The 15,704-nt window shown below is 57.1% G+C and carries 9 protein-coding genes; 1 reads left to right on the top strand and 8 read right to left on the bottom strand.

All coding sequences use genetic code 11. The features are described 5' to 3' along the window. Positions 1-7: 7 nt before the first annotated feature. From G9Q73_RS01275 to G9Q73_RS01255, 4 genes are all read right to left on the bottom strand, one after another. A complete protein-coding gene (locus tag G9Q73_RS01275) occupies positions 8-1,408 on the bottom strand; it encodes a PKD domain-containing protein (RefSeq protein WP_177418135.1) in 1,401 nt (466 codons plus the stop codon). A gap of 812 nt (positions 1,409-2,220) precedes the next feature. Continuing rightward, positions 2,221-3,168, bottom strand: a complete 948-nt coding sequence (locus G9Q73_RS01265; protein WP_177418134.1) for a hypothetical protein — start codon at positions 3,166-3,168, stop codon at positions 2,221-2,223. Then, positions 3,165-5,039: a vWA domain-containing protein gene (locus G9Q73_RS01260; protein ID WP_177418133.1), complete on the bottom strand. Its 1,875-nt coding sequence runs from the start codon at positions 5,037-5,039 to the stop codon at positions 3,165-3,167. Before G9Q73_RS01260 ends, G9Q73_RS01265 begins: the two co-directional genes overlap by 4 nt. Positions 5,040-5,174: 135 nt before the next feature. After that, positions 5,175-6,074 (bottom strand): lysophospholipid acyltransferase family protein, encoded by a 900-nt coding sequence (locus G9Q73_RS01255; protein WP_369408929.1) that lies wholly within the window; start codon positions 6,072-6,074, stop codon positions 5,175-5,177. Positions 6,075-6,191: 117 nt separating this feature from the next. Between G9Q73_RS01255 and G9Q73_RS01250 the strand changes: the two genes are divergently transcribed. Continuing rightward, positions 6,192-6,620, top strand: a complete 429-nt coding sequence (locus tag G9Q73_RS01250; RefSeq protein WP_177418131.1) for a rhodanese-like domain-containing protein — start codon at positions 6,192-6,194, stop codon at positions 6,618-6,620. Between the two features lie 206 nt (positions 6,621-6,826). On the opposite strand, the gene G9Q73_RS01245 is transcribed toward G9Q73_RS01250, so the two are convergent. From G9Q73_RS01245 to G9Q73_RS01235, 4 genes are all read right to left on the bottom strand, one after another. After that, entirely contained in the window at positions 6,827-9,181 is a 2,355-nt protein-coding gene (locus G9Q73_RS01245; protein WP_177418130.1) for a PKD domain-containing protein, read from the bottom strand. A gap of 306 nt (positions 9,182-9,487) precedes the next feature. Beyond that, the gene (locus G9Q73_RS19910; RefSeq protein WP_281397533.1) at positions 9,488-9,610 is read right to left on the bottom strand and encodes a hypothetical protein; all 123 of its coding nucleotides are present in this window, start codon (positions 9,608-9,610) and stop codon (positions 9,488-9,490) included. A gap of 155 nt (positions 9,611-9,765) precedes the next feature. Continuing rightward, on the bottom strand, positions 9,766-15,258 hold the full coding sequence (locus G9Q73_RS01240) for a PKD domain-containing protein (RefSeq protein WP_178941450.1): 5,493 nt from the start codon (positions 15,256-15,258) through the stop codon (positions 9,766-9,768). A gap of 56 nt (positions 15,259-15,314) precedes the next feature. Then, positions 15,315-15,497, bottom strand: coding sequence for a hypothetical protein (locus G9Q73_RS01235; protein WP_177418128.1), 183 nt, complete (start codon positions 15,495-15,497; stop codon positions 15,315-15,317). Between the last annotated feature and the right edge of the window lie 207 nt (positions 15,498-15,704).

Here is a 15,704-nt window from a genome sequence, read left to right as displayed (position 1 = left end):
ATCTGGATCAGCGCCTGCTTCTAGAACTCCTGGCTTGCGGCGTAGCACTGGCCTCGTTCGAGGAGAGGGACTCGGAGCCGCCATTGACCGAAGTGACCACGTAGTAGTAGGTCACGCCGTTGGTCAGACCCGGATTGTAGTAGGCGCAATAGTCGCAGACATGCCCGCTTGCAATCAGCGCATAAGGGCCACCGGGCGTAGTGCTGCGGTAGATGTTATAGCTATCAGCCCCTGCCACAGGCGCCCAGGTCAAGAAGACTTCATTCGGCTTGGGACGGGCCGACAGGTTGAAGATCGTCTGCACCGCGCCAGCCTGCACGGTCACCGTCAGGGTGTCACTGCCGACACCACCGTCTTTGTCAGTGACGATCAATGTCACTGTATAGACGCCGGCTGTCGGATAGGTGTGACTTGGGGTCAGACTGCCGCTCACCTGTGCGCTGCCGTCACCGAAGTTCCACTCGATGGTGTGGGTATCGACCGATCCAGGATCAGTGAAGCTGCCGCTGAAGCTGGCGGTATCCCCTTCGTTGAACATCTGATCCGCTCCGGCATCCGCGGCCGGTGCAACGTTGTTCACCGTCACTGTGGCGCTGTCGGTGGCTGTGAGCAGGCCGTCACTGACTTCGAGTCCAACGGTAAAGCTGGTGTTGTCAGGCTGGACAGGCAGGGTCACGGTAACGCCGGTGGCGTCATCGTGCTGACCATCACCGTCCAGATCCCATGCGTAGCTGAGTGGGCTCGGACCATTGTCCGGATCGTTGGAGCCGCTGCCATTGAGGGTGACGCCCTGGCCTTCGTTGATTGTGTAGGGACCACCTGCATTCGCCGTGGGGCCAACGTTGGCTGTGGTGAGGTTCACCTGAAAGCTGTCGCTGCCGAAGAGGCCGTCATCATCGATTACCATGACCGTTACAGTGTAGTTGCCGTCTGCCGCGTAGACATGACTGCCTGCCACGCTGCCTGCGCCTGCGCCCTGTGTCACCGTGCCGGGTTCGACGGTGCCGTCACCCCAGTCGATGATCGCAGTATGGGTATCCTCTACACCCGCATCGGTAAAGGTGGCGGGTGCCAGGGCGATGGTGTCGCCCGGCGCGCCGCTCTGAATCGGACCGGCCTCGACTATTGGTGCAACATTGTTCACCGTCACAGTGAGTGTATCGGCACCTATTCCACCATCCTTGTCGGTGACCGTCAGGGTGACCGCAGCACTGGTGTTGTTTGAAATGATGATGGTAGATATGAAAGAGATCCAGCCTAGGTTTGTGATGGCGTTTGGGTTCGTCTCTTCGAAAACTCTGTCTACCTTGATGCCGGCCTTTTGTGATGAACTAAAGATCTGAGATACGGACCAAAGCCGTGGTTGAAGTGGTACGGCACCAAGCCATCTTAAGTAAAGGCGTTTCAACCGTAACTTTACTTCTACCGTCAGACAATTCCGCAAAGACTGCTCCAGACTAAGTCGCGAAATACTGACCCCTGCTTTTTTTGCATGGTAAAGTACATATTCTGTGACGGGAATCTTGATTCTACCTGTCAGCAAAAAAGCATGGAGATATTTATGAAAGATGCGGCATCAACCCTTGAATTGGCTACTTGGTCACGATTAGTTGGGCTATTGCAGGTGTGCAACCCTAGGCCCTGCCTATAAAGAAGTCAGTGAAACACCAAGCGACAAATCAACCGTATATATCTATCGCCCAAGTAACTTTGTTGGCGGAGGTGTTTCTTACTATTTATATGCAAATGATAAAATAGTAACCAAGCTTCATAACGGCAGTTATTATCCTTACATTGCTGAACCAGGGACTGTTGAATTCTGGGCACAAACATAGTCTAAGTCCGAGGTTAAATTGAATCTAGATGCTGGAAAAACATATTATCTAAAAGGAACTGTGGGCATGGGTATAATGGTAGGGAGACCACATCTTATGATAGTTCCCGAAAATACAGCAAAACTTGAAATAACTGAATGTAATCTCATACCAGACTCTAATTGGGAAGAAGAAAAGATAAACGAGGAGAATGAGCGAAGGGAAATGCTAGGTATATAGCAGCAAGCACATCCAGTATTTCTAACCTGTTTTGACCGATGAATGCCAGATAGAATCAAAAGGCAACCGCACGGTTTCAGGACAGGTCAACGCATTTTAGTGACTGGATTTGTAAGGGGCACAGATCTCAATAAAGGAAAGTCCGGATCAAGCGCTATTTGAGTAATTATTCCTTCTCGCGAGCTTCATCATCGCCCAGCAAGACGGCGTCCGCCTCTTCTTCGAGCAACTTTGCCCACTCATCTTCCAGTGACCCCGCGTCGGTGACACTCTCTTCAACCTCCAGATCAGTGACATCCGGGATTTCTATATCAACGGGGTCAAGTCCATCAACCAAGGCTTCGTCATCATCAGCTAGCGCCAATACATCCTCTGGCTCTGGCTCTGGCTCGGGTTCAAGCTCTGGCTCCAACTCGTCTATATCAATAATCACCTCATCCTCAGATATTTCCTCCTCTACCGCGTCTTCAATAACAACATCCCGCTCATCTTCAGTTTTGTCTTCTTCTTGTTCTTCCGCACTTTCGCTCTGAAACTTGCCGAGAATATCTCCTTTGTCTACATTGTTATCCGAACCACCAGCATACATGGATGAGTATTCATTGAGCATGCGCCCCATTGTGTCCATGGTCACCCTAAGCTCATCAGAGAGTCGTTCGTTCTCCGCCTTCAGGTGTTCTATCTCACCCTCCTCGGCTCCATCCGTTCCTGAAACTGCGCCACCCGTCGCTCCTGCACCCTCCGGCAGTTCCAAAGCCTGGTAGCCAACAACCAGATTCTCCATATCGATGTCGATCTGCTCGAATGCCACCACGTCCCGTTTGAGAAAACCGTTGATGATGTTCTGATAGAGTTTCATCTCCACTTGAGTCAGATCGTGCACCGCCTGATTCAGTGTCTCTCCTTCATACCTGAAGTCATTTGAGAGCCGTTTTTGCAGCCGCTCCTTGCGCATCTTTTTATCTGTCTGAATCTTAGCCACCAGGATCTGTGCGGCCTTTCTCTCCTTCCCCTTTTTGAATATTCCCAACGCAATGAGGAGGCCACTGAGCAAAAGCAGTCCCAGCATCAACTCACCCAATAACAGGACAGTCAGACGACTTAATTCGATCATGCTGCCTCCTTCTCTTCTGCAGCAGGCAGGTTTTCTGGCAGCGCCTCATCCAGCAGACTTACCAGCCCTTGCTGGTTGCGACGGCGCATCCACCAAAAACCTCCACCCATGGCCAGCAACAGGAGCAGGTTGCCTCCGCCAACCCAAACAGCAGTCATCAGCCAGCTCTCCTCCTCTTCCTCAACAGCCGGTTCAGATTTTTCTGCGATCTTTTCCTCTACCGCTGCAGCAGGCGATTCCGCCACTGGCATGGGTGCAGGCTCAACTACCTGTTCGGGCTTCGGCTCAACCACAGCGGGTGGCGGCATGATGCCTTCCACCTCAACCGGCGCATCGAGATACTCGATAGACTCTCCCGCAACAGTTTTGGCATCCACACTGACGACGATTTTTCGCACACCGGAAAAGGTTGTGATGTCCAGATTTCCCTGGCTGACACCGCCTGCATCTTGTTTCAAGTCGAGAGGTATCTGATCACCCTCCGCCGTTTCAAGCCAGACTTGGCTCTTCACACTGGCAGGGTCGACAAGATCCGCTGCGGGCGTCAGGGTCAGCGACAGCTGATTGGGAATCTCTCCAGGTTTTACTTCCAGCGTCACCGGCGGAACCACTTCATAACTCATGCGCTTTTCTCGCACGAAGGTTCTGCCTTTGGCGCTGATGATCAATTCACCGCTACCATTACTGAGGGACTCTCCGCCGAACTGCATGGAGAAAAAGCCGTCCCCTGCCTTGGGGTCGGTATCCTTGCCGTCATCGAGCAGGGGCCTTGGCTCCGATTCACCATTATCATCACGCTGTTGAGCCGTCGCCTCGACCACATTCAGGAAGGCCTTTTTCCTGATGCGTTTACCATGATCGGTAAAGCTCACCAGGAACGGTAGCGACTGTCCGTGGATCAGTCGATTGGGCAGATCCGTGGTATTCATCTTGAGATCGGTAACCACCATCACCCGGTTGTCCGGATCGACCTCGGCCCGAATACGCCACTCCCCGGATTTAGGATCACTGATGGTCAGCATGTCGTAACCTTCATCACGATGCCAACTGATTGAATCCGGCGCTGACTCCGCATCGATGGGTTTGCCGCCCGGAGGGATAAGCTGTGTGGGCTTTGCGCCTGGCTTGTGGAACACCAGCACTGTGGCCTCGGTGATGCTGTCGTCGATAGTGAATTTGTTGTCTTTCAGGTGCACTGCATCCGGTTTGCCCACCTTCTCGAAAATACGCAGAAAGACTCTCTGCAGCTGATTGGCATTATTGACCTGCTCGTACCAGCCTCCAGTGGCCTCCGCCAGTTTTCGCATCAGTTCATGATCGGCATTTTCAGAGAGCGCGATGGTATGGACGGCAACCCCCATTTTTTTCAGCCGTGGAAGTATCTTGTGCAAAATCTGTTTGCGGGACGCCTTGTTCTTCGCTTTGTTACGCGAGACATCGACCATGCCATCGGTAAGCAGAATCAGGCTGCGGCGATAGAGTGTGGGTGGCCCTTCCCAATCTTCGCTGGCCCGTTTCAGGGCCATCTCGATATTGGTTCGTTGACCCGGTGAGCCTATCTTTTTCGACTCACTCCTCGCTTTGCGCTTCCACGCAGCATCGACCTGTCCCAGTGGGATCTGCATGTTGACGTACTGGCCGAATGTCCATACTCCGGCACGGGTGTCGGTGGGCAGTAATCCCACCAGCAGCCGCAAGGCGGGACGACGCAGATTCCCGGGATCGTTTTTCTTCATACTCCCGGAGATATCGATCAGGATACGGACGTCAGCCTTCGCTCCAGTCGCCGGATTTGCCTGTGTGGGTGGTGCTCCCAGCCCCAACACCACCAATGTCAAAACTGGGAATATCCAGCCGCCGCGCATCTTCATGCCTGTTCTCTCTTACCGTGAAAGTCTGTCTACTCCCTGTAGTAGCGGCAAAATCCGTTAACACTTTAATTCTTCGGGGTGAACAGGCGCGACAGTAGTCAAACAGTATCAGATGTGACGGTTCGACTCCGACACCTACGAACGTAGTTGATTATAGGGAGAAGGTTTGCCCTCCGGCTGCATGTCAAAGCGTTTGTAGGACCAGAGGTACTGCTCAGGACTGATCCGCACACAAGCCTCGACACCTTGATTCAAGGCGGCCACGGCTCTCTCCGGATCCGGGGAGTCAATCCCTTCCGGAACCGGAATGATATGTATGTGGTAACCCTCACCTTTCGGCAGGCGTTCGGCAAAACCCAAAACCACTTTTGCGCCACTCTTTCTCGCCAATCGGGAAACCAACAAAATAGTCAACGCCGGCACACCAAAAAACGGGGCAAAAGCAGCGCCTTTGAGCGACTTTGGCTGCTGATCCGGCAGGATGCCGACAATATTCCCCGCCTGCAGGGTCTGATAGAGACGTTTGATCCCATTGGGAGTCGTCGGCACCAGTTCCGCCCCCGTACGCGAGCGGGCTTGCGTAATCAGTAACTCCAATGCCTGATTTCTGGGTGGCCGGTAGAGCGTCGTCACCTGCCCATAGGTCGCGAGGTAGAGTCCGGAAATCTCCCAGGAACCCAGATGTGGGGTGAGCACGATCAAACCCCGTCCCGGCTTACACTTTACATTTTCCATCCCGGAGACCTCTTTCACCAGCCCCAGCACCCGCTCTTTGGGCCAGAACCAGAGCGGTGACATCTCGGCAAATCCCTTTCCCGTCTCCTCCAGCGAGCGATTACGCAAGACCAGACGCTCAGTTTCACTAAGGTCGGGAAAACAGAGCTGTAGATTGATATCCGCATTTCGGCGTTCCCGGTTGGGCAACAGGATGAAGAGTCGGCCCAGCAGCCGACCAATTCCATGCACCCTGCGTAACGGCAGGAAGGCCAGTGAACGTAACAACGCGATGATGAATTTCGTACCCATGTCGGGAATTCTACACTGAATGATTTTATGCGGTGACTCTCTTTCCAGAGTTGGTTGTTGTTTTCGTCTGAAAACCCTCTACCATGAAGAAAAATCGCCACCCTTCGCAAAAGACGGAAACCGAAAATGACTGAGACTCTACCTCACGGAATGACACCCCAACAGGCATTGCAGATGATGCAGGATGATCCTCGCACTGTATTGGTGGATATACGTTCCAGCATGGAGTTCCTTTTTGTCGGCCATCCCAAGGGCTCGGTGCATATCCCCTGGATCGATGAGCCGGACTGGACCATCAATCCCCATTTCGTCACTGACATCCGTAAGTTGTTGCTGGGCGGCAGTATCTGCACCACCGATGACGGCTGCGCCCCAGTCATCCTGATCTGCCGCAGCGGCAAACGTTCGCTGGAAGCGGGCAAGGCCCTGCTGGGGGCAGACTTCACCCGCGTCTTCCATATTGACGAGGGGTTTGAAGGAGACCTGGATGACGACCACCACCGCAGTTCTATCGGCGGATGGCGCTTCCGTGGACTGCCTTGGGAGCAGTGTTAGAAAGGTTAAAGGAGGCCGTGCCAGTGGATAGGTCGGACTCTGTCGTTGGTTGTATGTAGGCTGGTTCAAGCGTAGCGGAACCGGCAACTTCAATCGTTCATCAATGCCCGATCCGCTACGCTTGATCGTGCCTACGCCTTGAGCAGCAGCAAGCCCGTCTTCACAATTGAACTGGATAGAAACCGGTTCGTCGAACCAACACCCTGTCAGCGTCGACTTCTGGATCTTCTTTCTTGCGGCGTGGCAGCGGCCTCGTTCGAAGACAACGACTCAGAACCGCCGCTGACTGATGTGACCACATAGAAATAGGTCGCGCCGTTCGTCAGGCCTGGATCATAGTAGGCGCAATAGTCGCAGACATACCCGCTTGTAATCAGCGTGTAGGCTCCACCGGATATGGTACTGCGATAGACGTTGTAGCTGTCCGCGCCTAGCACAGGCGCCCAGGTCAAGAAGACTTCGTTCGGCTTGGCACGGGCCGACAGATTGAAGATCGTCTGCACCGCTCCAGCCTGCACGGTCACCGTCAAGGTATCACTGCCGATACCACCATCTTTGTCCGTGACAGTCAGGGTCACTGTATAGACGCCGGCTGTCGGATAGGTGCGGCTTGGGGTCAGACTGCCGCTCACGGTTGCGCTGCCATCTCCGAAGTTCCACTCGACGGTATGGGTATCGACCGATCCAGGATCGCTGAAGCTACCGCTGAAGTTCGCGGCATCCCCTTCGTTAAACATCTGATCTGCTCCGGCATCCACGCTCGGTGCAATATTGTTCACCGTCACCGTCAGGGTGTCGGTACCAATTCCACCATCCTTGTCGGTGACCGTCAGGGTGACCGTGTAGACACTGTTGTCGGCGTAGGCGTGGCTTGGAGTCAGACTGCCGCTCACGGTTGCACTGCCATCTCCGAAGTTCCACTCAATGGTATGAGTATCGACCGATCCAGGATCGCTGAAGCTGCCGCTGAAGTTCGCGGCATCCCCTTCGTTAAACATCTGATCCGCTCCGGCATCCACGCTCGGTGCAATATTGTTCACCGTCACTGTAGCGGCGTCAGTGGCTGTGAGCAGGCCGTCGCTGACTTCGAGTCCAACAATGAAGCTGGTGTTGTCTGGCTGGATCGGTAGGGTCACGGTGACGCCGGTGGCGTCATCATGCTTGCCGTCGCCGTCCAGATCCCAAGCGTAGCTGAGTGGGTTCGGGCCACTGTCAGGATCGTTGGAGCCGCTGCCGTCCAGGGTGACCGTGCCACCTTCGTTGGTGGTGTAGGGGCCACCGGCATTAGCGGTTGGTCCGACGTTGGCGGTGGTGAGATTCACTTGGAAGCTGTCGCTGCCGAAGAGGCCGTCATCATCGATTACCATGACCGTTACGGTGTAGTTGCCATCAGCGGCATAGGCATGACTGCCTGCCACGCTGCCGCTGCCTGCGCCCTGGGTCACTGTGCCGGGTTCAGCGGTGCCATCACCCCAGTCGATGGTGGCTGTGTGGATATCCTCTACACCGGCATCAGTGAAGGTGGCGGCCACCAAGGCGATGGTGCCGCCCGGCGCGCCGCTCTGGTCCGGACCGGCCTCGACCACTGGCGCGGCGTTATTCACCGTGATGGTGAGGCTGTTGCTGCCTGCTGCACCGTCATCGTCAGTCACGCTGACCGTGACTGTATAGATACCGTCCTCTGCATAAGCGTGGCTGCCCAGTGCGACACTGCCGCTGCCAGCACCTTGGATCACTGTACCGGGTTCGACGGTGCCGTCACCCCAATCGATGGTGGCTGTATGGGTATCCCCGGCGCCGGCATCGCTGAAGCTGGCGTTAGGCAGGGTGACCGTATCGCCTTCGGTGATCGTTTGTCCTGCGGGTACGACGACTACCGGTGCCACATTGCCAACGATAACCGTCAGTGTATCTGTACCCACGCCACCGTCCTTGTCGGTGACCGTCAGAGTCACTGTGTGGACGCCGTTGTCTGCGTAGGTATAGCTCGGGGTCAGGCTGCCGCTCACTGGTGCGCTGCCGTCACCGAAGTTCCATTCTATGGTATGGGTATCGGCCGTGCCGGGATCGGTGAAGCTACCGGCTAAGTTGACTGTATCACCTTCGTTGGCGGTCTGATCGGCACCCGCATCCACGCTTGGCGTTACGTTGTTGACCGTTACCGTTGCGGTATCGGTGGCTGTGAGCAGGCCATCACTGACTTCAAGCCCAACGGTGAAGCTGGTGTTGTCGGGCTGGACAGGCAGAGTGACTGTGATACCGGTGGCGTCATCGTACTGGCCGTCGCCGTCCAGATCCCAGGCGTAGCTGAGTGGGCTCGGGCCGCTGTCCGGATCGATGGAGCCGCTGCCGTCGAGGGTGACACCCTGGCCTTCGTTGATCGTGTAGGGACCACCTGCATTAGCCGTGGGTCCGACATTGGCGGTGGCGAGATTCACCTGGAAGCTGTCGCTGCCGAAGAGGCCGTCATCATCGATTACCAGGACCGTTACGGTGTAGTTGCCGTCTGCCGCGTAGACATGATTGCCTGCCACGCTGCCTGCGCCTGCGCCCTGTGTCACCGTGCCGGGTTCGACGGTGCCGTCACCCCAGTCGAATCTTTACCGATGCTGGTGTAGAGATCAACTGGGGTGATGGCACCGTCGAACCGCACAGACAGGGGCACAGGCAGTGGCAGGCAGTCACATGCAGCAGACGGCAACCAATCACGGCAATACCCGGCATCATCGTACTGGTCGTCACCGTCCAGATCCCGCGTAGCTGAGTGCCGTCAGATCGTTATCGCCGTCGAGGGGTGACGCCCTGGCCTCGTTGATTGTGTAGGACCAATCGCCACGTCGTGGGCCAACATTGGCCGTGGGTGAGGTTCACCTGGTGCCGCCGCCAGTTATATCGTCACCATCGATCACCGCTAATCGCCGGTAGCTGCTGTCTGCCGCATAGGCATGACCGCCCGCCACGCCGCCGCCGCCGCCCGCGCCCTGTGTCATTTCCAGCCGGGCCTGCGCCATCAACCAGTTGATACTGCGGTGCGGGTATCCTCTGCCACCAGCACGGTAAAGGTGGTGCGCCAGGGAGATGGTGTCGTCTGGTGCGCCGCTCTGAATCGACCGGCCCTCGATTCATTGCAACATTGTCTTCACCGTCACAGCGGAAGCGTGTCGGCACCTATTCCACCATCCTTGTCGGTGACCGTCAGGGTGACCGTGTAGATACCGTTGTCTGCGTAGGTGTGGCTTGGGGTCAGGCTGCCGCTCACAGGTGCGCTGCCGTCACCGAAGTTCCACTCGATGGTGTGGGTATCGACCGATCCAGGATCAGTGAAGCTACCGGCGAAGTTGACTGTATCCCCTTCGTTGAACATCTGATCCGCTCCGGCATCCACGGCCGGTGCAACATTGTTCACCGTCACGGTCAGTGTGTCGGCACCCATTCCACCATCCTTGTCGGTGACTGTCAGGGTGACCGTGTAGACGCCGTTGTCTGCGTAGGTATGGCTCGGGGTCAGGCTGCCGCTCACCGGTGCGCTGCCGTCACCGAAGCTCCATTCGATGGTATGAATGTCAACCGTTCCAGGATCAGTGAAGCTGCCGCTGAAGCTGGCGGTGTTACCCTCGTTGATCGCCTGGTCAGGACCGGCGTTTGCTGCCGGTGCGACGTTGTTGACCGTCACTGTGGCCGTGTCGGTGGCTGTGAGCAGGCCGTCACTGACTTGGAGTCCTACGGTGAAGCTGGTGTTGTCAGGCTGGATCGGCAGGGTGACGGTGATACCGGTGGCATCATCGTACTGGCCGTCGCCGTCCAGATCCCAAGCGTAGCTGAGTGGACTCGGGCCGTTGTCCGGATCGTTGGAACCGCTGCCGTCAAGGGTGACGCCCTGGCCTTCGTTGATCGTATAGGGACCACCTGCATTGGCGATGGGTGCGGCGTTGCCGCTGGCAAGGATCACCTGAAAGCTGTCGCTGCCGAAGAGGCCGTCGTCATCGGTAACCATGACGGTGACCGTGTAGCTGCCGTCTGCCGCATAGGCGTGGCTGCCGGCCACACTGCCGCTGCCTGCGCCCTGGGTTAGCGTACCGGGTTCAACCGTGCCGTCACCCCAGTCGATGCTCGTTGTGTGGGTGTCCTCTACACCGGCATCGGTAAAGGTTGCCGGGGCCAGGGCGATGGTGTCGCCTAGGACGCCGCTCTGATCCGGACCTGCCTCAACGATTGGTGCGGCGTTGTTCACGGTTACCGTGAGGCTATCCGTACCGATGCCGCCTTCATCGTCGGTGACGGTGAGGGTCACTGTGTAGGTGCCATCTTCCGCATAGGTATGGATCGGGTTCAGTGTGCCGCTCTCGGTGGTACCGTCACCGAAGTTCCACTCGGTGGTATGGGTGTCCAGTGTGCCTGGATCGGTGAAGCTGCCTGAGAAGCTGGCGCTATCACCCTCGGTGATCGTCTGGTCGGCACCCGCATCCACGCTGGGGGCGATATTCTCCACCGTGACGGTCATGCTGGCTGTACCCACGCCGCCATCGTCGTCTGTCACGGTGAGGGTCACCGTGTAGACGCCGTCTTCGGCATAGAGATGGCTTGGGGTCACGCTGCCGCTGGCGCTGCTGCCGTCACCGAAATCCCACTCGATGGTGTGGGTATCGGCAATGCCGGGATCGGTGAAGCTGCCGGTGAAGTTGACGCTGGCGCCTTCGTTGACCGTCTGGTCCGTTCCGGCATCGGCGGTTGGCGCCACGTTATTCACTGTGACACTGGTGGCTGAAGTGCTGTTGAACAGGCCGTCACTCACCTGGAGTTCGACCGGGTAGATACCGTCATCCAGGCCGGTGTAGGTAGGCGCCGGGCCGCTGGCATCATCAAAGACACCGTCGTTGTTGTAGTCCCAACCGTAGGTCAGGGAATCACCGTTGGGATCGTAACTGCCTGTGCCATCCAGGTTGACGGTGTCACCCTCATTCATCGTGTAGGGACCGTTGGCATCTGCGACCGGTGCCAGATTCGCCACCACGGTCACGGTGGTGAAGTCCTGATCGCTCAGGCGTTCGTTCTCATCCAGTTCACCGTCGCCGTCGAGGTCGTTGAGCACACCGTTGTCCCAGACACGCAGGCCGATGTTGTAGGTGCCCGGGGTGGTCCAGACATAGCTCAGTGTGGCGCCGCTCGCCTCGGCAAAGTCATAAGGGAAGACCACGTCGAGCTCCCACTCGTGGCGGGCGATGAAGTCGGTGGGATCTATGTCGAAGGAGCCAGATCCATCCAGTGCGCAGGGCAGACCGGCGGTGCAGGTGTAGGGACCATTGGCATCGGCCACCGGTGGATGCGGCGGGATGGCGATGGTAATGGCAACGGTATCGGTCGCCTTCAGCGGCGGGATGTTGTTATCGGTCACCCGCAGGGTGGCGGTGATGGCTTGCGGCAGGCTCGCCTCGGGATAGTCTGTCGAGGTATAGGTGTGGGTCGTCGTGGGATCGCTGCCAACACTGTCGAAGACACCGTCGCCGTCGAAATCCCACTCGTAACGCACCAAACTGCGGAAGGGATCGAGATGGTAGGAATTCGAGCCGTCAAAGGTCAGTGGCAGATCCACTGCCCACACCCAATCACGCCCGGCATCCGCCACCGGCGGCTGCACAAACAGGGTGCGACTGAGCATGATCACGGCCCAGGCGCTGCGCATATCCCAACTGGCGCGAAAGCCGCCCTGGAAACGCCCGCTATCGAGCTGATCATCGATCAGAATACGGGCGATACCATCGTCAGGGTCGTCGAACCAATTGTAACCGTTAGCCGCCAGGTTGATCACGGGTTCCGGGTTGCCCAGGCGCATCGCCTTGGTGAAAGCGTACATGGCGTAGTAGTCGCGACAGGTCTCGGTACCGGCATACGGGACATTACACCCCCACTCGTAGATGATGCTGTCAACATCCGTTTTCGACCACTGACTGCCGATCCAATCCTCGGCTGTGAGCCAGCGATTATTGCTCACTTCAAAATCGTCGAAGGCGAGTTGTACCATACCGGATGGCGTCGTGGCCCGGCCATTGCCTGCTCCACCATAACCGAATCCTGTGCCGTTATAGCTGTAGTTCAACCAGACGTCATTGCGCTCCTTGACCCACAGCGGGATAGGAATACCGAAGGTATCCTGGGCTGCCTGCAGCCCGATGGCGCCCCACTGGGCTGCTGAGTTGTCGATGCCACCGTTCCAACTGTAACGCCAACCTCCACCACTGGAAACGCCATCGGTCTGCCCCCAGTTATATTGGTCTGCCATATCGGTCAATACATCGAAGTAGGTGCGACGCTTGATGTCATCCGCACCCGTTACCGTGCGGGAAAGCAGGTTGCGGCTGGAGGCGATGGCATCCATCACTGAGCCGCCCTCGTAGATCGGCCTGGCACTGTTGACACTGAGACCAATGCCGTTGCCGTTGGTGTCCGGCTCACCATAGGTCTGGGTGGCGATATCGTACTTGGTCAGCAGCGTAAACAGGTATTTCAGGCCACGATCCACCGTCTCCACATAGGGATTGTTGCTCTGGTCACCGGTTTCGAAGTGGCCGTTGATCTCGAATGACTGGATCGCGGGTGCCAGCGCGGATGCGTAGTAACCACCAGAGGTATAGGTCTTCCACCAACCGGAGGGGTAACCATCGGTGGTGGTGCGGGTCTGACGCTGGTGCAGGAACCAGAGCCCCTCGTCGATGGCGATGTTGGTCTCGGTGGTCAGGTTGATGGGCTTTACCACCACGTTATAGGTATCCTGCCCCATCTGTCCCCGGCTGTCCCAGACCTTGAGGGTAGCCACGAAGGGCGTACCCTCCGGTGCATCGGGATAGATATGGGTCACCGACAGGTCGTAGCTGTTGGTGACATCCATCACCGCCGAAGAGGTGCCGTCTCCGAAATCCCACTGGAAGCTCACCGGATCGGCATCGCGCACGATACCCTTCAGATGGATCTGCTTGCCGTTGTAGGTCTCATGCGGGGTGATCGGATCGTGCGCCACCCAGGGCACGGTGATTACATCGGGAGGACGATTCGCAGGCGCGGTAACCGTGGTGGTATCGGTGGCAGTCTGGCCCGCTCCGTCCTCTACTGTCAGGGTCACCACGTGGGCGGTTTGCAGACCGATGGCCGAGAAGTTGTCGAGTTCGAAGGTACCGCCACCGCCCATGATGGCACCCAGTTTCATTGAGCCGGTGGAGTCATAGGTGGAGTCGTAGAGCTGAGTCCAGTCCGATGCGCCGAGTTCGCGGTAGTAGTAGGTGGCGCCAGCTTCAGCTTTCAGGTCAATACGGACTTCATACCAGCTGCCCCGCGTGTAGCTGCCCAACACGCCACGATAGAAGCCGTTCTCATAGATTTGCAGCCCGCCGTCGCGGAAGTAGATCGCGTGAGGCATCTGGGTGTAATTATAGTCGGTATTGGTGTTCTTCAGCCCCCACATCATGTACTGGCCGCCACTGAGATTCACCGGACGCACCTGGCCGCGGAAACTGGCCGAACCACGCTGGAAGTTCTCCTGGCTGAACAAGTGCTGGGCTCCCCAGTGCCCGCTTCCGACCATGGTCACCCGATCATCCTGAGTGGCACCAACCGCGATCCACCTGTCGCTGTCGATCACGGTGCCGTCGAAGGTCTCTTCGAAGAAGGTGCCGGTAAGGGCAAAGGCATGGAACGGCCTGGCGCCGACGGCGTCGATGTCATTGGTGAAGTTCCCATCGCCGTCGCGGTCGACAGTGGCATCGAAGTCCCAGCGGTACTCGACGATGCCAAAGTCGTCATTGGAGTTGCGGCCATCCAAGTATGCCGGCGGTCCACCCGCTCCGGCCTCATAGGGTCCACCCGCATCCGCCGTGGGCGGATCACCCACCACGACTTCGACGGTGGTGGCAGTGGTATCGCTGTTGCCGACGTTGTCAGTGACGCTTAGGGTGACGTCATAAGTGCCGGTCTGTTGATAGAAGTGCTGCGGTCGCGCTCCCTTGCCGGTGAAAGGCAGGTTGGCAGTACGACTGCCGGTATCATCGGGCCCGCCGGTGGTGTCGCCGAATGTCCAGTCGTAGAACTGGATAGCAGTACCATCGGTGGAGCCACTGCCGTCAAAGGTGATCAGACTGCCGACTTCGGTCTGGTAGGGACCACCCGCATCTGCAACGGGAGGACCGTCATCCAACACGGTGACGGTGGTGGTGTCGAAGGCCGTCTGTAGTGCATGGTCGCGCACACGCAGGGTCACGTTCTGCACTACCGGCTGGAGATAACTGCGCGAAGCCACCGGCCCCTCAAGGGAGAGTTGCAGCATCACATCATCCATCTCGAAGTTGGTACCGTAGACATCAACCCCGACCCGCAACTTTTGCTCAGCGGAATGGACCGAATCGTAGATCAGTGTCCAGTCGGTGGTGCCGGCCTGTCTGAATTCATACCTCGCCCCGATGTGTTTCAGCGTGATGCGGACATCGTATTCCAGGCCCTTGCTGTAGGTAATCTTGTTACCCATGTTCCCACCGTCTTCATAGATGTAGATCCAGCTATTGTCATTGAACATCATCGCGTAGGGCATTTGATTGTAGTGGAAGATATCGCTGGCGTTCTTGAAACCCCACATCGCGTTCGACACCACCGCCATCGACAGTCTTCAATTCGACCTGGAAACACCATCCCGGTTCACGCTGGAATATTTGCTCACTGAAGGAGCAAGGTTTCACCCAGGTACTGCTCCGGTGGCTCAATGATGGTGACCTTTTCATCCTGGGAAACACCTTCTGCGCTGGTTTCGCCATTTGCCGTATCCAGGGTGGTGCCGGAAAAAGTCATCGCCAAATCCGGATCAAAAGTCCACAGGGTATCCGTAGATGCCGAAGTCATCAGTGAGCTGGTAGCATCCATATATGACAGACCAGGCAACCGTGGCTGCCAGTTGATCGTCGAATCAGGGGACCACCGGCGTCGGCAATCGGGCCCGCCGTTGTTGCACTTCAACATCATGCGTAATGGTCACCTGTCGACCCGACCTATCAGTCAGCATGCGTGAAAATCCTATAGGTGAGCATGCACCGAAACCAAAGTACACCA

Source organism: endosymbiont of Lamellibrachia barhami (genome assembly GCF_011947365.2).
Lineage (GTDB): Bacteria > Pseudomonadota > Gammaproteobacteria > Chromatiales > Chromatiaceae > QGON01.
Note: the sequence above shows the minus strand (reverse complement) of the source record. Positions and strands in the feature narration are given on the sequence as shown.